The 19828-nt window shown below is 66.8% G+C and carries 19 protein-coding genes; 9 read left to right on the top strand and 10 right to left on the bottom strand.

Annotated elements, in window-relative coordinates; translation table 11 throughout:
• Positions 1–65: 65 nt before the first annotated feature.
• Genes AC5O77_RS10530 through AC5O77_RS10540 form a run of 3 tightly spaced genes read right to left on the bottom strand, consistent with a single transcriptional unit; the run spans position 66 to position 3075 of the window.
• Positions 66–1178 carry an ABC transporter permease gene (locus AC5O77_RS10530; protein WP_049399908.1) on the bottom strand — a complete coding sequence of 371 codons (1113 nt, stop codon included), beginning with the start codon at positions 1176–1178 and terminating at the stop codon, positions 66–68.
• The gene (locus AC5O77_RS10535; RefSeq protein ID WP_478057105.1) at positions 1175–2098 is read right to left on the bottom strand and encodes an ABC transporter ATP-binding protein; all 924 of its coding nucleotides are present in this window, start codon (positions 2096–2098) and stop codon (positions 1175–1177) included. Before AC5O77_RS10535 ends, AC5O77_RS10530 begins: the two co-directional genes overlap by 4 nt.
• 20 nt (positions 2099–2118) lie before the next feature.
• The gene (locus tag AC5O77_RS10540; RefSeq protein ID WP_478057106.1) at positions 2119–3075 is read right to left on the bottom strand and encodes an HlyD family secretion protein; all 957 of its coding nucleotides are present in this window, start codon (positions 3073–3075) and stop codon (positions 2119–2121) included.
• Positions 3076–3558: 483 nt separating this feature from the next.
• On the opposite strand from AC5O77_RS10540, the gene AC5O77_RS10545 reads away from it, so the two are divergent.
• The 8 genes from AC5O77_RS10545 (at position 3559) to AC5O77_RS10580 (ending at position 10177) form a co-directional block, all read left to right on the top strand.
• Positions 3559–4545 (top strand): PhoH family protein, encoded by a 987-nt coding sequence (locus tag AC5O77_RS10545; protein WP_005415936.1) that lies wholly within the window; start codon positions 3559–3561, stop codon positions 4543–4545.
• Positions 4542–5027: an rRNA maturation RNase YbeY gene (ybeY, locus tag AC5O77_RS10550; RefSeq protein ID WP_019659039.1), complete on the top strand. Its 486-nt coding sequence runs from the start codon at positions 4542–4544 to the stop codon at positions 5025–5027. Before AC5O77_RS10545 ends, ybeY begins: the two co-directional genes overlap by 4 nt.
• Positions 5028–5075: 48 nt before the next feature.
• Positions 5076–5684, top strand: coding sequence for a hypothetical protein (locus AC5O77_RS10555; protein WP_125430859.1), 609 nt, complete (start codon positions 5076–5078; stop codon positions 5682–5684).
• 74 nt (positions 5685–5758) lie between these two features.
• Positions 5759–6370, top strand: coding sequence for a hypothetical protein (locus tag AC5O77_RS10560; RefSeq protein ID WP_094000132.1), 612 nt, complete (start codon positions 5759–5761; stop codon positions 6368–6370).
• A gap of 27 nt (positions 6371–6397) precedes the next feature.
• Complete coding sequence (locus tag AC5O77_RS10565) at positions 6398–6955, top strand: hypothetical protein (RefSeq protein WP_094000133.1); 558 nt, start codon at positions 6398–6400, stop codon at positions 6953–6955.
• A gap of 64 nt (positions 6956–7019) precedes the next feature.
• Positions 7020–7901 carry a CorC family transporter gene (locus AC5O77_RS10570; protein ID WP_005408827.1) on the top strand — a complete coding sequence of 294 codons (882 nt, stop codon included), beginning with the start codon at positions 7020–7022 and terminating at the stop codon, positions 7899–7901.
• Positions 7898–9148 (top strand): lipoprotein N-acyltransferase Lnb domain-containing protein, encoded by a 1251-nt coding sequence (locus AC5O77_RS10575; RefSeq protein WP_478057107.1) that lies wholly within the window; start codon positions 7898–7900, stop codon positions 9146–9148. The genes AC5O77_RS10570 and AC5O77_RS10575 overlap by 4 nt, the downstream gene beginning before the upstream one ends.
• 6 nt (positions 9149–9154) lie before the next feature.
• Positions 9155–10177 (top strand): magnesium and cobalt transport protein CorA, encoded by a 1023-nt coding sequence (locus AC5O77_RS10580; protein WP_494506791.1) that lies wholly within the window; start codon positions 9155–9157, stop codon positions 10175–10177.
• Between the two features lie 191 nt (positions 10178–10368).
• Here AC5O77_RS10580 and AC5O77_RS10585 read toward each other — a convergent pair whose 3' ends face one another.
• The 4 genes from AC5O77_RS10585 to AC5O77_RS10600 form a co-directional block, all read right to left on the bottom strand.
• Positions 10369–11733, bottom strand: coding sequence for an NAD-dependent succinate-semialdehyde dehydrogenase (locus AC5O77_RS10585; protein ID WP_494506792.1), 1365 nt, complete (start codon positions 11731–11733; stop codon positions 10369–10371).
• Positions 11734–11816: 83 nt separating this feature from the next.
• Entirely contained in the window at positions 11817–12659 is an 843-nt protein-coding gene (locus AC5O77_RS10590) for an ABC transporter permease subunit (RefSeq protein WP_494506793.1), read from the bottom strand.
• Entirely contained in the window at positions 12656–13588 is a 933-nt protein-coding gene (locus tag AC5O77_RS10595; RefSeq protein ID WP_049399899.1) for an ABC transporter permease subunit, read from the bottom strand. The genes AC5O77_RS10590 and AC5O77_RS10595 overlap by 4 nt, the downstream gene beginning before the upstream one ends.
• Positions 13585–14721, bottom strand: a complete 1137-nt coding sequence (locus AC5O77_RS10600) for an ABC transporter ATP-binding protein (protein WP_032130239.1) — start codon at positions 14719–14721, stop codon at positions 13585–13587. The genes AC5O77_RS10595 and AC5O77_RS10600 overlap by 4 nt, the downstream gene beginning before the upstream one ends.
• A 273-nt stretch (positions 14722–14994) precedes the next feature.
• On the opposite strand from AC5O77_RS10600, the gene AC5O77_RS10605 reads away from it, so the two are divergent.
• The gene (locus AC5O77_RS10605; protein ID WP_494506803.1) at positions 14995–16395 is read left to right on the top strand and encodes a flavin-containing monooxygenase; all 1401 of its coding nucleotides are present in this window, start codon (positions 14995–14997) and stop codon (positions 16393–16395) included.
• A gap of 39 nt (positions 16396–16434) precedes the next feature.
• Here AC5O77_RS10605 and AC5O77_RS10610 read toward each other — a convergent pair whose 3' ends face one another.
• The 3 genes from AC5O77_RS10610 to AC5O77_RS10620 form a co-directional block, all read right to left on the bottom strand.
• Complete coding sequence (locus tag AC5O77_RS10610) at positions 16435–17544, bottom strand: polyamine ABC transporter substrate-binding protein (RefSeq protein WP_032127877.1); 1110 nt, start codon at positions 17542–17544, stop codon at positions 16435–16437.
• 91 nt (positions 17545–17635) lie between these two features.
• On the bottom strand, positions 17636–19033 hold the full coding sequence (locus tag AC5O77_RS10615) for a glutamine synthetase family protein (protein WP_049423285.1): 1398 nt from the start codon (positions 19031–19033) through the stop codon (positions 17636–17638).
• A complete protein-coding gene (locus AC5O77_RS10620; protein ID WP_125893499.1) occupies positions 19030–19791 on the bottom strand; it encodes a gamma-glutamyl-gamma-aminobutyrate hydrolase family protein in 762 nt (253 codons plus the stop codon). The genes AC5O77_RS10615 and AC5O77_RS10620 overlap by 4 nt, the downstream gene beginning before the upstream one ends.
• Positions 19792–19828: the final 37 nt, after the last annotated feature.

The raw sequence follows: 19828 nt of genomic DNA on the forward strand, positions 1-19828 counted from the left end.
GTGTGCCGACCAACGGTCGGCACCCACCGCGGTAGTTGTGGATGCCGACCGTTGGTCGGCATTCCCTAATCCAATCGCTTGCGGAAACGCAGGATCGCCAGCGTCATCATCACCACGATGAAGGCCAGCAGCGCCAGCGCATCGTGCCACAGCTCCCACAGCGAGGCGCCACGCAACATGATGCCGCGCACCAGGCGCAGGAAGTGGGTCAGCGGCAGCACTTCGGCCAGCCACTGCACCGGCCGTGGCATGCCGGCGAACGGGAACATGAAGCCCGACAACAGGATCGACGGCAGGAACAGGAACAGCGTCATCTGCATCGCCTGGAACTGCGAGCGCGCGCGCGTGGAGATCAGCAGGCCCAGCGCCAGGTTGGCCAGCACCAGCAGCACCGCGGCCAGATAGATGTCCAGCAGGCTGCCGCGGATCGGCACCTGGAACAGCCAGGTGCCCAGCACCAATACCAGCGTGGTCTGCAGCAGACCGATAGCCGCATAGGGCAGCACCTTGCCGACCATCAGTTCGCTGCGCGACACCGGTGTGGCGATCAGCAGTTCCATGTTGCCGCGCTCGCGTTCGCGCACCACCGCTACGGCCGTGAACATCACCAGGGTCATGGTCAGGATCACCCCGATCAGGCCCGGCACGATGTTCACCGCCGAACGCCGCTGCGGGTTGTAGAAGCTGGTCACGCTGATCGGACCACCAGCGATGCTGCCTTCGCGCAGCGGCCGCGTGTTGCTGGTCGGACGCGTATCCAGCGGCACCTGTGCCAGCTGGATCGCTGCGCTCTGCACCACGGTGTCGCTGCCGTCGACCAGCACCTGTACCGCTTCGCGTCCATCGAAGCGACGACGCTCAAAGTCGGCCGGCACCACGATGCCGACACTGATTTCGCCACGGCGCAGCGCCTGCATCAGTTGATCGGGCGTGTACGCCTCGCTGCGCGGCGTGATCACGCCGGTGGCGACCATGTCCTGCACCAGCGCGCGTGACGCCGCGCTGTTGGCCTGGTCGGCGACACCGGCGTTGAGATGACGCAGGTTGAGATTGATCGCGTAGCCGAACAGCAGCAGCTGCATCACCGGAATGCCGACGATCATCGCCAGCGTGATGCGGTCGCGGCGCAGCTGCCGCAGCTCCTTGAGCATGATCGCCCACAGGCGGCGCAGGTTCATGCCGCCGGCTCCCGGCCACGGCCGCGGGTGGCGGCCACGAACACGTCTTCCAGGTTCGGTGCCACCGCCTCGATGCGGGCCTGCGGATCGGCGCTGGCCAGCGCGCGCCGCAATGCGGCGGCGTCCGCGACATCCTCGCTGCACAATACCCGCAGCTGGGTGCCGATCTGCGCCACGCTCAGCACGCCGGGCAGCTCAGACAGTGCGCGGCTGGCCTGGCGCGGCTGCGTCGAGGTGACCTGCAGCGTGCGGCCGTCCAGCCGTGCACACAGTTCGGCCGGCGTGCCGTCGGCGACCAGCGCGCCTCGATCGAGGATCGCCAGCCGGTGGCAACGCTCGGCCTCGTCCATGTAGTGGGTCGACACCAGCACCGTCGTACCGGCATCGGCCAGCTCGAACAGGGCTTCCCAGAAATCGCGGCGCGATTCGGGATCGACCGCACTGGTCGGCTCGTCCAGGAACAGCAGTTCGGGCGAATGGACCACTGCACCGGCCAGGGCCAGGCGCTGCTTCTGGCCACCACTGAGCGTGCCAGCCAGTTGTGGCTGGCGGTCCTGCAGCCGGTATTGCTGCAGCAGCGTGTCGACCCGCTGCCGGGCCTGTGCACGCGGCAGGTCCTGGATGGCGGCGAGGAATTCCAGGTTCTCGCGCACCGACAGATCTTCGTACAACGAGAAGCGCTGGGTCATGTAGCCGATGCGTCGGCGCAGCGCTTCGGCCTGCTCGGGAACCGCCAACCCCAGCACCTCGATCTGCCCTGCGCTGGGTTCCAGCAGGCCGCACAGCATGCGGATGGTGGTCGACTTGCCAGACCCGTTCGGGCCCAGAAAACCGTATACCTGTCCGCGCGGTACGGTCAGGTCGACGTTGTCCACGGCCAGCAGCTCGCCGAAGCGGCGGGTCAGGCCCTGCGCATGCACCGCGATGTCCGCACCGGTGTTCAGAAGCGCACCTGTACCGGAAGACCCGCTGGCAGTTTCTGCATGTCGCTGTTCCCGTCCACTTCAATCTCGGCCAGATAGCTCAGCCGTTCGACGTCATCGCCGGTCAGTGCGTAGTACGGCGTGAACGATGGTTCGCTACGGATTGCACGTACATGCCCCTTCAGCACGGTGTTGCCGCCTTCCAGCTGTATCTGTGCGGCCTGCCCGACCTTCACCTGCAGACGCAGCGGTTGCGGCAGGTAGACGCGCGCATAGGGGCGCTCGCCGACCAGCATCACTGCCAGCGGCGCACCGATCGGTGCCTGGTCCCCCTGCCGGTAGGGCAATGCATCGACTACCCCGTCGCGCGGTGCACGCAACTGCAGCTTCTGCAGGTTCACGCTCTGTACCACCTGCTGTGCCCGTGCGGCATCGGCGGCCGCCTGGCCCTGGGCGATATCCTGCACACGGCTGCCGTGCACCTGCTCCAGCCAGGCCTGCTCGGCAGCACGCACGCTGGCTTCGGCATTGCCGGCGGCGGCGCGTGCTCGATCCAGTTCAGCGGCGGCAATCAAGCGCTGCTGGGCCAACGGCTGGACCCGTCGGTAATAGGCACTTGCTTCGGCAGCCTGTGCGCGCAACGCGGCCAGTTGTGCCTTGGCCTGAGCGATCTGCTCCTGGCGTGGGCCGATCTGCAGTTCTTCCAGCTGCGCCTGCGCACGCGCCGTATCAGCCTGCGCTGCGGCGAACTGCGCGTCTCCCCGCACCGGGTCCAGCTGCATCAGCACGGTCCCGGCCTTGACCTGCTGGCCCTCGCGCACCTCCACCGTGGCGATCACTTCGGCCGCCGGTGCCGGCAACGTGATCCGGTCCCACTCCAGCGTGCCCAGGGCAGTCGGCGTTGACTGCCCACACCCCACCAGCAGGCCGATGCCCGCCAGTCCGATTCCACGCATCCCGTTGCCGATGCCCATGCCATCCCCTCCTGCGACGGCGACACGGTGCCATGTGCCCCGTGCACCCTCAATGATTCCAATCAGCCCTGACGGTTTTTTCACCACGCGTGGGCAAGCCTTTTGCTGCAAGGCTCCGCACCAGCTATCCACAGGTTGATTCGGCATCATTCCACAACCGTTGTGGAAATCCGGCACGACCTCGCGCTGTTGCTCGCCGGGCAACGAAACCTGCACTGCCATCACGATGAATGCCCCCCGCGCAGGCCACCCGTGGCAGTGCTGCCGTAGCGACCGGCGACCATGACGTTTTTTTCACCAGGACCTCATGGGCCTTGTGGCACAAGCATTGCGAAGGTCTATCCACAGGTTTCCGCGTGCCCCGTCCACACCGGGTGTGGAAAACGCTGTATCGACCGTCTGCTGGCCGTGTGCCCCGCACGCGCGCTACCCTTGTCCTCCCTGAATACACTGCGGTGGAAGGCGTCAGCCCCACCCCAAGCAATGAAAAGCATCGATCATCGAGACTTCACCCTGTCGCCGGAAGACAACGAGCGACTGGCCAACCTGTGCGGCCCCTTCGACGGGCACCTGCGCCAGATCGAGCTGAAGCTCGGTGTGGAGATCGCAAATCGTGGCTTCGTGTTCCGCATCAGCGGGCCCAACGAGGCCATCGTCGAGGCGCAGAAGCTGGTTGAAGCGCTGTACGCCGAAGCCGGCGAAACCACCTTCGACAACCACGCCATCCATCTGCGCCTGGCGCAGGCCAATGTCGAGCAGATCGCCGAGCGCTCCTATGAAGCACAGGACGTGGCGATCAAGGTCAAGCGCGGCACGGTACGCGGCCGCGGTGCCAACCAGGGCCGCTACCTGCACCAGATCGCCACCCACGACATCAACTTCGGCATAGGCCCGGCCGGTACCGGCAAGACCTTCCTGGCCGTAGCCAGCGCGGTCGAAGCCCTGAACGAATCGCGGGTGCAGCGCCTGATCCTGGTGCGCCCGGCGGTGGAGGCCGGCGAGAAGCTGGGCTTCCTGCCCGGCGACCTGAGCCAGAAGGTCGACCCCTACCTGCGACCGCTGTACGACGCCCTGTACGAGATGATGGGCGTGGAGAAGGTGGTCAAGCTGCTGGAGAAGAACGTCATCGAGATCGCGCCGCTGGCTTACATGCGCGGCCGCACGCTCAACGATGCGTTCGTGATCCTGGACGAGGCGCAGAACACCACCATCGAGCAGATGAAGATGTTCCTGACCCGCCTGGGTTACGGCTCCACTGCGGTGGTCACCGGTGACCTGACCCAGACCGACCTGCCCAAGCATGTGAAGTCCGGCCTGCGCGACGCCATCGACGTGCTGCGCGAGGTCGAGGGCGTCAGCTTCACCTTCTTCGAATCCCGTGACGTGGTCCGCCACCCGCTGGTCGCGCGCATCGTCAGCGCCTACGACCGCCGCGACCTGCATCAGATCCAACCAGGAGCAACTCCATGACCCGTGGCCCCGTGCGATTGGACGTCGCCGTCAGTTATGCCCTGCCGCGTGCCGGCCTGCCGGCGGCGGTGAGCTTCCGCAAGTGGGTGGCCGCCGCGTTGAAGGGCCGCATCCGCGAGGCCGATCTGGCCATCCGCGTGGTCGATGCCAAGGAAGGGCAGTCGCTGAACCGCCATTACCGCGGCAAGGACTACGCGACCAACGTGCTCAGCTTCCCGGCCGAAGTGCCCGAAGGCCTGCCCAAGGGCGTCAAGTTCCCACTGCTCGGTGACCTGGTGATCTGCGCACCGGTGGTGGCCCGCGAAGCCGACGAACAGGGCAAGGCGCTCAACGCCCACTACGCGCACCTGACCGTGCACGGCGTGCTGCACCTGCTTGGCTGGGACCACGAGGACGACAAGGAAGCCGAGGCGATGGAGCAGCTGGAGCGCGACATCCTGGCCGAGCTGGGCATCGCCGACCCGTACGCGGGCGAGCGCTGACACCGGGCTCTGTTCCGGGCCCACGCACTCACGGAAGAGGAGCGCAGCATGACCCTGCCCGCACTTGTGCTTGCCGCGCTACTGCAGTCCGGGGCAGGCCTGATGCCCGATCCTGACCGTCCTTCACCGTTCCCTACCAGCGACAGCGAGGCCGACATCGCCGCAAAGGTCGCCGAACTACGGGCGTTCTTCGGCAGCAGCGAGCGCGACACCCGCAACACCGTCGCCACCGCCCAGCAGCGGGCGCTGATCGAGCGCCTGGAAGCGCGGCACGCGGCACGTCTGGCCGGCATCTGGGTGGACAATGCGAGGGGCTGGAACGTTGTGGTGCGACTGACAGGCGCCGCACCCGAGGCCGATGAGACACACCCAGGGGCGGATGGCCCGCAACGTGTGCACTACATCACCGGTGCCGCGATGACCGAAGCGGAGATGACGCGCCGCCTGCATGCACAGCGGGACTGGCTGCGGGCCCAGCTGCCCGACCTGTTCGGCTATAGCCTGGATGTCAAGACCGGGGAGCTGGAGGTTGAGCTGCGGGATACCCCAGCCAACCGCGCGACCGCAGCGGCCCTGCGCGACCACCTGCAGGTGCAGCTGGGCTACCCGGTCAGGCTGCGCTGGTACCCGGCGACCACGCGCCGGAATCCGCCCTGACTGCGCCCGGGCTGAGTGCCAGCCCATGCGCTGCGCTATTGTTCAACACCGGCCAGGACGCGGAAGGAAAAAGGATGAACCCAGGGAACGGCTTCATGACGATCATGATGGCTGCCGGCCTTCTCGCCATTCTGCTGGTGCTGGGCGCGCATGCCGTTCGCCGTGTAAGTGCACGCGACCCCAGCGGGCAGCACTGGCTGCTGCGCACGCTGGCACTGCTGTCACCGGCGTGCGTCATTGCCAGCCTGGTCGTCGGCGGGATCGGGCCTCACCTGCTGCAACAGCGGCACGGGATGAGCACCACGACGGGCCTGGTGACGGGGGCCCTGCTGCTGATGCTGATTGGCGCGTTCACCGCGCCGGTGGCCTGGCGCGTGGTAGTCCAGCAGCGCCTGCGACGCTCGGCGGCGACGTTGCCGTTCTTCCATGCCTCAACCGCCTCACTCTGGCTGTTGTACGCGCTCTGCGCAATGTACGTGCCACTGGCAAAGGCCGCCGAACCGGCACTGATGCCCTGGTTCGAACAAACGGGCCTGCTGCAGTTCGCGGCCCGCGGGCTGGTCACGGTCCTCCACGTTTCGATGCAGGCGGTGCTGCTCACGCTGCCGGTGATGGGTCTACGTGCCCTGCTGACCCGCGGCCGCCGCCGCAACAAGGCTGAGAACCCGCGCCCGTCACCGTTATGATGTCCGGCCCGACTGCGGAACCTGCCCGTGTCCCTGCGTTGCTGCCTGCCCCTGCTGTGTGCCTTTGCGGTGCCTTCGGCCCTCGCCTCCAGTCTTGACCTGCCGGCCCTGATCGAATGCCGCCAGGGCGTGGCCGAGCAGGCCGCGCTGGCGCCGCTGCTGGCCGATCCGCTGAAGGCCGTGGCCCAGGGCCTGCAGCCGCTGCCGCAGGGCAACCAGTTCATGAGCGAGTACCGGCTGGCCAGCCCGATCACCGTCTTCGGCCAACAGACCGAGCGGGTGGCGGTGGCCGGCGCCAGCATCATGGCCGTCCTCGACCAGGCCGACCCACGCCCGCTGGCCAAGCGCCTGGCGCTGGAGACCGGCTACGACCAGAACGGCAAGTTCATGGCCGGCCGCGAGGTGGTCAGCCGCGACGTGACCGACCCGAAGACCGGCGAGGCCCAGATCGAGTCGATCATCCTCAGCGTCTCCACCGTGGCCTCCCACCCCGGCAAGACCCTGGCCGGCTGCACCTACAGCCTGGACCTGCCCGAGGACGAGCCGGCCCCGGCCGCCCCTGCCCCGGCCACCGGCAGTCACTGACAGGCCGTCACATCCTGCTAGACTTGGGCCAACGCCCGGCCTGCCGGGTGCCTTTTTTCCAGAGATGTCAGAAGACGACAGTAGTAGCTCCCCTGCGGAGCACAGTGAAAAGAAGCGCGGCTGGCTTGAACGCCTGACCTCCGCCTTCTCCGGCGAACCCCATACCCGCGACGAGCTGGTCGCTGTCCTGCACACCGCGCAGGAAGAGGGTCTGATCGCCGCCGATACCCTGAAGATGATGGAAGGCGCCATTTCGGTCGCCGAGCTGACCGTGGGCGACGTGATGATCTCGCGCTCGCAGATGGTCTCGCTGCCGGTAGAAGCGCCCTTCCTGGAACTGATGAAGCAGGTGGTCGAATCCGGCCATTCACGCTTCCCGGTGCACGGCGAGAACAAGGACGACATCCTTGGCATCCTGCTGGCCAAGGACCTGCTGCGCGGCGTGGTTGCCGACAACGGCCCGGCCAACGTGCGCGAGCTGCTGCGCCCGGCGGTGCTGATCCCGGAGGCGAAGAAGCTCAATGTGCTGCTGAAGGAATTCCGTCTGTCGCGCAACCACATGGCCATCGTGGTGGACGAGTACGGCGGTGTCGCCGGCCTGGTCACCATCGAGGACGTGCTGGAACAGATCGTCGGCGAGATCGACGACGAGCATGACGAGGCTGAAGATCCCTCGGCGCAGATCGCCATCCAGTCCGACGGCCAGTACGTGGTCGACGCGCTGACCCCGATTGGTGACTTCAACGAGCGCTTCGGTGCCACCTTCTCCGACGAGGACTACGACACCATCGGCGGCCTGGTCACCGAGGCCGTGGGTCACCTGCCGGAAGTCGGTGACGAGCTGGCGCTGGACCGTTTCATGTTCCGCGTGGCCCGCGCCGATGCGCGCCGGGTACAGGCCTTCCACGTGACCGTGCTGCCGCCGGACGCGCAGGACGACGCTTGAAGCGCCGCGGCCTGATCCTCACGGTGTGGCTGGCACTGTGCGTGCTGGCCATGGCCCTGCCACTGGCCGCGTTCGCGCAGCCGGCGGCAGCCACACCTGCCGTACCCGCGACCAATGCTGAAGCCCCTGCCCCGCGCATCGGCGTGGTGACCATGCAGCCGGGCACCGTGTTCTTCGAACGCTTCGGCCACGACGCCATCGTGGTGCTCGATCCGGTCAGCGGCGAGGCGACCTCGTACAACTTCGGCTACTTCGATCCGTCCGAGGACGATTTCATCAGCCGCTTCGCACGCGGCGACATGATGTATTACCTGGTGGCGCTGCCGTTGCAGCAGGACCTGTCGTACTACGACGAGACCGGCCGCGGTGCCAGCGTGCAGTGGCTGGACCTGCGCCCCGACCAGGCGCGTGCGCTGGCGGCCGACCTGGCCGAGCGGGCCAAGCCGGAGAACGCGCGCTACCACTACGATTACTACACCGCCAACTGCGCCACGATGGTGCGCGACACGGTGGACAAGGCATTGGGTGGCGGCCTGCAGTCGCAGCTGTCGGGGCGCTCGCGCGGCAATACCTACCGCAGTGAATCGGTTCGCCTGGCATCGCCGGCACCGTGGATGTGGCTGGGCTTCGATGTAGGCCTCGGGCCGTTCGCCGACCAGCCGCTGTCGCGCTGGCAGGAAGCGTTTGTGCCGATGCGTCTGGCCGATGCGCTGCGCCAGGCACGCAACAGCGATGGGCGTCCGCTGGTGCAGTCCGAACAGGAACTGCTGCCGCACCGCATCGACCCGGAGCCGAAGGAGTTCGCACGCCGTTGGTGGCCGTGGCTGCTGTGCGGCCTGGTAGTCGCCGCTGGCGTGATGGCGCTGCGCAACCGCCCGCGCCTGCTGGCGGGGCTGGCCCTGCCGTTCTGGCTGCTGTGCGCCCTGTTCGGTGGCGTGCTGGTGTTCCTGTGGAGCTTCAGCATTCACTACGCCGCCTGGGCCAACCGCAACCTGCTGTTGCTCTCGCCGCTGGCGGTGCTGCTGCTGCCGGGTGCGATCGCCCTGCTGCGCCGGCGCGTGCCGGGCCGCATGTTCAGGATCGTGCTGTGGCTGCTGGCGGTACAGGCAGTGGCCGCGCTGGTGCTGCACTGGCTGAGCCTGCAGGCACAGTACAACGTGCAGTGGATCGTGCTGCTGCTGCCGGTGCACGTGGCGCTGGCCTGGGTGCTGGGGCGGCGTCCTCACTTGTCGGAAACACGGCACTGACGCACGATGGCGGGCATGTCACTGCCCGCCTCCGCTTCCGCCCCTGCTTCGGCCAACCCTGCCTGCGTCATCAACTGCGTCCACTACGATGACGAGGGCAAACGCCACGACATCAGCCTGGATGCCATCAGCGATGTCATCGCCAGCGGCAACGGCTTCGTCTGGGTCGGCCTGTATGACCCCAACGACGATGTACTGCTGAAACTGCAGGAGGAATTCTGCCTGCACGACCTGGCCATCGAGGATGCGCGCAACGCGCACCAGCGTCCCAAGGTCGAGACCTACGGCAATTCGCTGTTCGTGGTGGTAACCACCGCACAGATGGTCGACGAACGCATCCAGTACGGCGAAACCCACGCCTTCCTCGGCCCGCGCTTCCTGGTCACGGTGCGCCACGGTGCCTCGCTGTCCTACGCGCCGGTGCGTGCGCGGGTGGAACGCGAGCCGCAGCTGCTGAAAATGGGCCCGTCGTACTGTCTGTACGCGGTGACCGACTTCGTGGTCGACAACTACCTGCCGATCGTGCACCGCTTCCGCGACACCCTGGACCTGTTGGAAAAGGACATCTTTGCGGACAACTACAAGCGCAGCACGGTGGTGCGGCTGTACGAGCTCAAGCGCGAGCTGAACAAGATGCGGATGGCGGTGGCACCGCTGCAGGACGTACTGGCGCAGCTGCGCCGCTACCAGGGCGAGCTGATCCCCGACGAAGTGAAGCTGTACATCCGCGACGTCCACGACCACGCAGTACGCATCAGCGATGTGATCGACACCCTGCGTGAGATGCTCGGCACCGCGCTGAGCGTGAACCTGTCGCTGGTGACGCTGGCGCAGGGCGAGACGGTCAAGCGGCTGGGTGCATGGGCCGCGCTGCTGGCGGCGCCGACACTGATCACCAGCTGGTACGGCATGAACTTCAGCCACATGCCTGAGCTGAGCGAGCCGTGGTCGTACCCGCTGATGATCGTGGGCGTGGGCGGTGTGTGCGTGGGGCTGTACCGGTTGTTCAAGCGCGCGAAGTGGTTGTGAGGGGTATCGACCAACGGTCGATACCCACCAGGCACGGGGGGCGTCGATACCCACCGAGCACGTGGGCATCGATACCCACCAAACCGGTAGGCCACGACCGTGGGTCGTGGCGAATGACCCGCTTCTGGTAGTGCCGGCCGCTGGCCGGCAACCAGGCAATGCCTGCCAGCGGCCGGCACTACCGTTCGGAATCAAGCCACGTAGACGGTCTTGATGTTCATGAACTCATGGATGCCGTGGTCGGCCAGCTCCCGGCCGAAACCGGACTGTTTGCTGCCGCCGAACGGCAACCGCGCGTCGCTCTTGACGATGGCGTTGACGAACGCTGCACCACACTCCATGCGCTGCGCGAAACGTTCGCCGCGCACTGGATCGCGCGTCCACACGCTGCCGCCCAGGCCGAAGCGGGTGTCGTTGGCCACGCGCAGTGCCTCGGCCTCATCCTTGACCCGGATCACCGCAGCGACAGGTCCGAACAGCTCCTCGTCGTAGGCCGGCATGCCCGGGCCGACCTGATCGAGCACGGTGGCCGGATAGCCGGCATGTGTACCCGCAATCGGCTCACCACCCAGCAGTACCCGCGCGCCCTTGGCCACGCTGGCCCGCACCTGCTTGTGCAGTTCGTCGCGCAGGTCCGCGCGCGCCATCGGCGCCAGCGTGGTACCGCGCTCGTCCGGATCACCGTACTGGCGCTCGCCCGCGGCTTCCACGAAGCGCCGGGTGAACTCATCGGCCACCGCCTCGACCACGATGAAGCGCTTAGCTGCGATGCAGGTCTGCCCGCTGTTGTCGAAGCGCGACTTCACCGCCGCCGCCACGGTCTTGTCGAGGTCGGCATCGTCGAGCACCACGAAGGCATCGCTGCCACCCAGCTCCATCACCGACTTCTTCAGCTGGCTGCCCGCGTTGGACGCGATCGAGCGCCCTGCCCGCTCGCTGCCGGTCAGCGTCACCGCCTTCACCCGTGCGTCGCGCAGCACCTCGGCCGCCTGGTCGTTGTCGATGTGCAGTACATCGAACACGCCGTCAGGCAGGCCACCGTCACGGCATACCGCCAGGATCAGGTCGGCGCACTGCGGCACGTTGCTGGCGTGTTTGAGCAGGGCCACGTTGCCTGCCATGAACGCCGGGGCGAGGAAACGGAACACCTGCCAGATCGGGAAATTCCACGGCATCACCGCGAACACGCAGCCGATCGGCTCGTAGCGCACATAGCTGCGCTGGGCTTCGGTGTCGATCAGCTGCGGCTTGAGATAATCAGCTGCGTGGTCGGCGTAGAACTCGCAGGCCGCCGCGCACTTGTCGACCTCGGCCAACGCCTCTGCCTTGAGCTTGCCCATCTCGTGGGTCATCGCCTGCTGCAGACCATCGCGGCGCGCACGCAGTTGGCCAGCGATCTGCTTGAGGATCGCCCCCCGCTCCTGCAGCGAGCGCTCGGCCCAGCCGGGGAAGGCATCGGCAGCAGCCTGCAGGCGCTGCTCGACGTCGGCAGCACCCATCAGTTCATGGCGGTAGGTCACCTGGCCGGTGGCCGGGTCGACAATCTCGACGGTCATGGGGGATCTCCATCTGGAAGACCCCCATTGTGCGCCGCCGCCCGTGAGCCGGATGTTGCCGGCACTGTCGACAGACCGTGTGCTCAGCCGTTTTCCTGCCGCGCCAGCTGCAGGTCGCGCTGGCGCCGTTTCTCGGCGCGGGCGTTGATGTACCAGCCGATCACCGCGGCGATCGATACCGCCGACACCAGCAGCGTGGCCAGTGCGTTGATCTTCGGGCTGATACCCATGCGCACCGAGGCGAACACCTTCATCGGCAGCGTGGTCGAGCCCGGCGTGGCGACGAAGCTGGCCACCACCACGTCATCCAGCGACAGGGTGAACGCCAGCAGCCAACCGGCCACCAGCGCCGGCGCGATGATCGGCAGCGTGATGCGGCCGAACACGGTCAGCCGGCTGGCGCCAAGGTCCATCGCGGCTTCTTCCAGCGACAGGTCCATTTCCTGCAGGCGCGAGGACACCACCACGGTGACGAAGCACAGGGTGAAGGTGACGTGGGCGATCCAGATGGTGGTCAGGCCGCGCGCCGGAAAGCCGGGAATCGCGCCCATCGAGGCCAGCAGCGCCATCAGCGAGAAGCCCAGGATCACATCCGGCATCACCAGCGGCGCGGTCACCAGCGCGCCGAACAGCGGCTTGCCACGGAAGCGCTTGAAGCGCGTAATCACCATTGCCGCCAGCGTGCCCAGCACGGTGGCGGTACAGGCGGTCCAGAACGCGACCACCAGGCTGGTCCACATCGCATCCATCAGCGCGCGGTCGGCGAACAGGTCGCTGTAGGCGCGGGTAGAGAACCCGGCCCAGACCATCGCCAGCCGCGAGCTGTTGAACGAATAGAACATCAACAACAGGATCGGCAGGTACAGGAAGGCGAAGCCGAGCAGCAGCACACCCAGCCCGAGGCCCTTTGCGCTACGCGGGCTCATGCCTGCTTCCCTTCCAGCAGGCGCTGCTGGGAACGGTTGAACAGCAAGATCGGCACCAGCAGCAACAGGATCATCGCCACCGCCATCGCCGAGGCACCCGGCCAGTTGCGGTTGTTGAAGAATTCATTCCACAGCTGGCGGCCGACCATCAGCGTCTCCGAGCCACCCAGCATTTCCGGAATCACGAATTCGCCGATCGCAGGGATCATCACCAGCATGCAACCGGCGATGATGCCGGCCTTGGACAGCGGCAGGGTGATGCGCAGGAACGCCTGCCACGGCTTGGCACCGAGGTCGTAGGCCGCTTCCAGCAGGCGGTGGTCGTGCTTGACCAGATTGGCGTACAGCGGCAGCACCATGAACGGCAGGTAGCAGTAGACGATGCCGATGTAGGCGGCGGTCGGGGTGTCGATCAGCTGCAGTTTCGGCAGGCCCATCGACGTCATCAGCGTCTGCAGGCCGGTGAACTGCAGGAACTGGTCGAGCAGGCCATTGCGGTCCAGGATCGCCTTCCACGCATACACGCGGATCAGGAACGAGGTCCACGACGGCAGCACCACCAGCATCATCGCCACGTTGCGCGCGGCCGGCGACAGGCGGGCGATGGCATAGGCCATCGGGTAGCCGATCAGCAGGGTCAGGAAGGTCGAGATCGCCGCGATCTTGATCGAGCTCAGGAACGCCTGCGCATAGATCGAGTCGCGGAACAGCGCCAGGTAATTTTCCAGGTTCAGCTTCAGCGAGAAGCCGCCATCGGCGTACTGCAGCAGCCAGGTGTACGGCGGCGAGCCGACCCGGCTGAGCGAGAAGCTGATCATCAGCACGATCAGGAACGGCACTGCGAAGAACAGCAGCAGCCACAGATACGGAATGCCGATCACCGTGGCACGCAGCCCCGGCAACCAGCGCTTCAGGCCGGCGACGCTCATGAGGTCAGCACCACGCCGTCGTTGTCGCGCCAGTGCACCCACACCTCGTCGCCCCAGGTGAGGCCATCACTGGCCCAGCGCTGCGAGTTGGCGAAGTTGGCCAGTACCTTGGCACCGCTGGGCAGGCGCACGTGGTACACCGAGTGGCTGCCGAAGTAGGCAATGTCCTCGATCACGCCCTGCGCCTTGTTGGTGTGCCCTTCCGGCTCGTCCTTGCCGATCATCACCTTTTCCGGGCGCAGCGCGAACGCGACCGGCTGCCCTTCATAGCCGGTGATGCCATGGGCGATGTAGATCGGCGCAGGGAACAGCGGCGAGCGCACGGTCACGTACTCGGGAAGGTCCTCGTCGATCACCCCGTCGAACAGGTTGACCGAACCGATGAACTCGGCGACGAAGCGGTTGGCCGGCTGCTCGTAGACCTCGTCCGGCTTGCCGACCTGCTGGATCCAGCCGGCATCCATCACCGCGATGCGGGTGGCCATGGTCATCGCTTCTTCCTGATCGTGGGTGACCATCACGCAGGTCACACCCGACGATTCGATGATGCTGACCAGTTCCAGCTGCATCTGCGAGCGCAGTTTCTTGTCCAGCGCGCCCATCGGCTCGTCCAGCAACAGCAGCTTCGGCCCTTTGGCCAGCGACCGCGCCAGCGCCACGCGCTGCTGCTGGCCGCCGGACAGCTGATGCGGCTTGCGCTTGCCCAGGTGGCCCATCTGCACCAGGTCGAGCATCTCGCCGACGCGCTTGCTGATCGCGTCCTTACCCAGGCCATCCTGCTTCAGGCCGAAGGCAATGTTCTGCTCGACCGTCATGTGCGGGAACAGGGCATAGGACTGGAACATCATGTTGACCGGCCGCTGATACGGCGGCAGCGCGTCCAGGCGCTGGCCGTCGAGGGTGATGCTGCCCTTGGTGGGCGTCTCGAAGCCACCCAGGCAGCGCAGCAGGGTCGATTTGCCACTGCCGGAGCCACCGAGCAGGGCAAAGATCTCGCCCTTGCGCACGTCCAGATTGACGTCGTCAACGGCGACGAAACCGTCGAATTCCTTGCGCAGGTCACGAATGGAGAGATAGCCGGGCGCACCGGTCGTGTCGACGACGGTGGCTACCGGCTGGGCTTCAACGGGCATGGGGGCTCCGGGAGCGGGCGGTGGACAGCGGCCGCCATTCTAACGGCCGGGGGGCCCAGGGGATATGACGGCGGCAGGCGGAAGCGGCCGCTGGCCAGCCCCGGGGGCCCTGGGAGTGTCGGTTTTCCCCCGCCATGGTGGCCTGTCCGCGCAAAGGCCCGGGCTCCCCTGGACGCCCCTGCGGTCGTCCCGGCCAGACACCACAGGCGACGCCTCGATCTGCAACGTTTTTCAGAACCGGATCTGTTGATGGCCCGGGGCATTCCCCGCGCAATGGCCCGGATCAAGCCCTTGCATGGACCCACCCTGGTGACTTCCCCGGACCGCCCCTCCCCTTTCCCGCCCCGCCTGCCGGGCTCCCTGCCTGCAACGCTGCCGCTGGTCATCATCGGCGCCGGCCAGGCCGGGCTGTCCCTCAGCGCGCTCCTGCAGGAAGCCGGCGTCGAGCATCGCGTGCTGGAGGCCGAAACCGTGGGCGCCAGCTGGCAGCGCCGCTGGGATTCGTTCCAGACCAACACCGCCAACGCGACGATGGCCCTGCACGGCCATGCCTATGCGGGTGACGACCCGGAAGGTTTCATGGGGGCCCCGGAGGTGATCCGGCGGCTGCGCGACTATGCCGACGAACGTTCGTTGCCGATCAGCGAAGGTTGTGCGGTTCAGCGGGTCACGCCCGAATCGGGCGGCTATGCCATCGAAACCAGCCACGGATTGATCCGGGCTGGGGCGGTTGTGGTCGCTACCGGCGAATACCGGCGCGCGCGGATGCCCCGGGTCCCCTTCGCGCCCGCACCGGGTCTGACGCTGCTGCACTCCGGCGACTACCGCAGCCCCCGCCCGCTGCCCGACGGCGGCGTGCTGGTCATCGGTGGCGGCCAGTCCGGCGCGCAGATCGCCCAGGACCTGCGCGACAGCGGTCGCAGCGTGCACTGGTCACTGGCCCAGCGGCATTCGCATACCCGCCGGCTGCGCGGCAAGGACTCGATGACCTGGTGGGACATGGCCGGGCGTATCCACCAGCATGTGAGTGAAGCGGCCGCCGTCCTGGCCGGAGAACCGGATGCGCTGCGCAAGGCCCGTACCGCCGAATTCCCGCTGATTTCCGGCAAGGGGCGTGCCGGCCTGGGCAGCTCGATCAGCCTGCTGGCGATGCACCGCGCAGGCATCAGGCTGCTGGGTCGGTTGCAGGGCTTCGATGGAAACGTCGCCCGCTTCGCCGATGTGCGCCCGCAGCTGCGCACCGCGATCGAGGCGACACGGACCGAATATGCCTATCTCGATTCGCTGGCCAGCGCGTACTACGCCACGCGGCCCGAACCGCGCACCGACGATGCCCGCTACATTCCCGACGAGGTCTATCTGCATTGGGAGCCGGACGCCGCCCCGCGTGAACTGGATCTGCGGACGGAAGGCATCCGTTCGGTGGTGCTGGCCACCGGCTTCGTCGCCGAATGGCCGTGGCTCGACGTGCAGGGCGTGCTGGACGCACATGGCTATCCGCTCGGCGAGTTCGGCGTTTCACCGCATCCGGGGCTGTTCTTCATCGGCATGCACAACCTGCAGCGGATGAGTTCGTCGTTCTTGTGCAACGGCGGTCGCGATGCACGTGACCTGTTGCCGGCGATCCTGCGGCACCTTGACCAGGGCGGCAGTACCGCGCCCGGCCAAGGATGAAGCAATCCGCCGGGCATGGCCCGGCGGCGCCAGACCGGCTTAACGGCCGGTCTTCACCTCGGTCCACAGCCGGGTGTAGAGCTTGTCGGTTTCCGGCGTATTGATCGAATAGGTGAACATCTTGTCGGCCACGTCGGCCGGCGGGTAGATGGTCGGGTCGGTACGGATCGCCTCATCCACCAGCGGGGTCGCGGTCGGCACCGGGTTGGCGTAGTGGATGAAGTTGGTGTTGGCCGCGGCAACCTTCGGCTGCAGCAGGTAGTTGATGAACGCGTACGCGGCTTCCGGATGCTTGGCATCCTTCGGGATCGCCAGCATGTCGAACCACTGCGGGGCGCCTTCCTTCGGGATCGAGTAGGCCACGTGCACGCCATTGCTGGCTTCCTCGGCGCGGTCGCGGGCCTGGATGATGTCACCCGACCAGCCCACCACCAGGCAGGTGCCGCCATTGGCCAGCGAACCCACGTACTGCGAGGAGTGGAAGTTCTGCACGTACGGACGGATCGACTTCAGCAGGTCGGCCGCCTTCTGCAGCTCGGCCGGGTCGCCGCTGTGCGGGTCCAGGCCCAGGTAATGCAGCGCGATCGGGATCATGTCCGCCGGCGTGTCCAGGATGGTCACGCCGCAGTCCTTCATCTTGCTGATGTTCTCCGGCTTGAACACCAGGTCCCAGCTGTTGGCGATGTCGGTGCTGCCGCCGAAGCGCTGCTTCAGCATCTCCACGTTGTAGCCGATGCCAGTGGTGCCGATCATGTACGGCACGCCGTACTGGTTGCCCGGGTCCTGGGTGGCGATGCGCTTCATCACCGCCGGATCGAGGTTGGCCAGGTTCGGGATCTTGCTCTTGTCCAGCGGCAGGAACACGCCGGCCTGGATCTGGCGACCGAAGAAGTTCAGGGTCGGCACCACCACGTCGTAGCCGCTGTTGCCGGCCAGCAGCTTGGTCTCGACCATCTCATCACTGTCGAACACATCGTAGGTCACCTTGATGCCGCTCTCCTTCTCGAAGGTCGGGATGGTGTCCTCGGCGATGTAATCGCTGTAGTTGTAGACGTTCAGGACCTGGCTGTCCTGCGCGCCGCCGTTGCCACCGCTGCAGGCGGCGAGCATGGCGGAGGCCAGGCCGAGCGTGAGGATACGCAGCTTCATCGGGTGCTCCAGAATGCGGGAAGGGGGGCCGGCGGGGCCGGCAACGGGTGCCAGCCTACCCCCCGGCGGCGGATTTTTCTATTCCAGATGCTCAGACGTTCAGCAGCAGGAACTCGCGCTCCCACGAACTGATGACACGGAAAAAGGTCTCGTATTCCTTGCGCTTGACCGAGATGTAGGCACGGCAGAAGCGCTCGCCCAGCAGGGCCTGCAGCTCGCTGCACTGCTCCAGCCCGTCCAGCGCTTCGCCCAGCGAGCGCGGCAGGTTGTAGCCCAGTTCCTTGGCGCTGCCGGTCACCGGCGCATCCGGTGCCAGCCGCTCGCGGATGCCCAGCAGGCCGCAGGCCAGGGTCGCCGCCATCGCCAGGTACGGGTTGGCATCGGAACCGGCGAAGCGGCTTTCCACGCGCATGTTCTCCGGCGTGTCCAGCGGCACGCGCAGCCCGCAGGTGCGGTTGTCATAGCCCCAGTGCACGTTGCTCGGCGAGACCTCGCCGAACACCAGCCGGCGATAGGAATTCACGTTCGGCGCAAAGAAGGCCATCGCCTGCGGCACGTACTTCTGCAGGCCGCCCAGGTAGTGGCCGAACACCGGGCTGAACTCGCCCTCGGCATGGGTCTCACCGGCGAACACATTGCTGCCATCGCTCACCCGCACCAGGCTCTGGTGGATGTGCATGGCGCTGCCCGGCTCGTTTTCCATCGGCTTGGCCAGGAACGTGGCATACACCCCGTGGCGCATCGCCGCTTCGCGCATGGTGCGCTTGAACAGGAATACCTGGTCGGCCAGGTCCATCGCATCGGCATGGGTGAAGTTGACCTCCAGCTGTGCCGCGCCGGATTCGTGGATCAGCGTGTCCACGTCCAGCTTCATCGCATCAGCGTAGTCGTACATCAGGTCGAGGATCGGGTCGAATTCGTTGACCGCATCGATCGAGTACGACTGCCGCGCGGTTTCCGGACGCCCGGAGCGGCCGGCCGGTGGCAGCAGCGGGAAGTCCGGGTCGGTGTTCTTCTGCACCAGGAAGAACTCCAGCTCCGGCGCCACCACCGGGCGCAGGCCCAGCTCGGCGTAGGCCGCCAGCACGCGGCGCAGCACGTTGCGCGGTGCCAGCTCGTGCGGCTCACCGCTCTTGGTGTAGCAATCGTGGATGACCTGCGCGGTGGCATCGGCCGCCCACGGCACCATCCGCACCGTGTCCGGATCGGGGCGCAGCATCATGTCCGAGTCCGACGGCGAGGTCAGGTCGTAGTAATCGTCAGGGAACTCGCCGGTGACGGTGGTGGCGAAGATGCCTTCGGGCAGTCGCGTGCCGTAGTCGTGCGAGAACTTGTCAGCCGGAATGATCTTGCCGCGCGCGTTGCCGGTGATGTCCGGCACCAGGCACTCGACCTCGGTGATGCGCCGCTCCTTCAGCCAACGCAGCAGACTGCTTTCCTGCGGTGCGGGGGGCGTAGCCGTCTTGCGCGGGCGCGTTCGGGAACTCATCGGGAATCCAGTCGGTTCTGTTGGTGCTGCCGGCAAGCTTGGCCGAACGCACGGAAAATAGCGTGATAGAACGGCGAATCCATGACACGCCACTCCGGGTGCCACTGTACGCCGAGCACGAAATCATGGTGCAGGCTGCGTGCCGCCTCGACCAGGCCATCATCGGCCACGGCTTCGACCTGGAGCCCCTGCGCCAGACGAGCGATACCCTGCCCGTGTACCGAATTGACCTGCGTCCGGTCACTGCCGCTCCACCGCGCCAACCAGCCATCAGCGGCCAGGGTGACCGTGTGGGCCGGCCCGTACTGCACCTCCACCGGCGCCTGCGGGTCTTCGCGATGGTCGGCCAGACCAGGCACCGCGTGCACCTGCGGATGCAGGTTGCCACCCAGCGCGACGTTCAGCTCCTGGAAGCCGCGGCAGATCGCTAGCACCGGCAGGTCCAACGCCAGCGCTTCGCGCAGCAGCCCGAAGGCATTGGCATCGCGGGCCGGGTCGTGCGGATTGCCTGGCCAGCTGCGGCCGCCCTCGTAGTGCTGCGGTTCGATGTTGCTGACCGCCCCGGTCAACAGCAGGCCATCGAGCCCCTGCAGCCATTCGCCAGCCGGCAAAGGAGGCTGCAGGCTCGGCAACACAACCGGGGTCACCTCGGCCGCCTCGGCCAGCGCGCGCACGTACTTCTCGCCGGCCACCGCGAAGCGGTGATGGCCGAGCACGGTGCTGTCGGTGGGCAGGCCCACCCAGGGCAGGCGGCGCATGGGAAAACTCCTTGGCGTGCCGACACGTTACCCGTCG

The organism is Stenotrophomonas sp. INTA L402-1 (genome assembly GCF_059295135.1).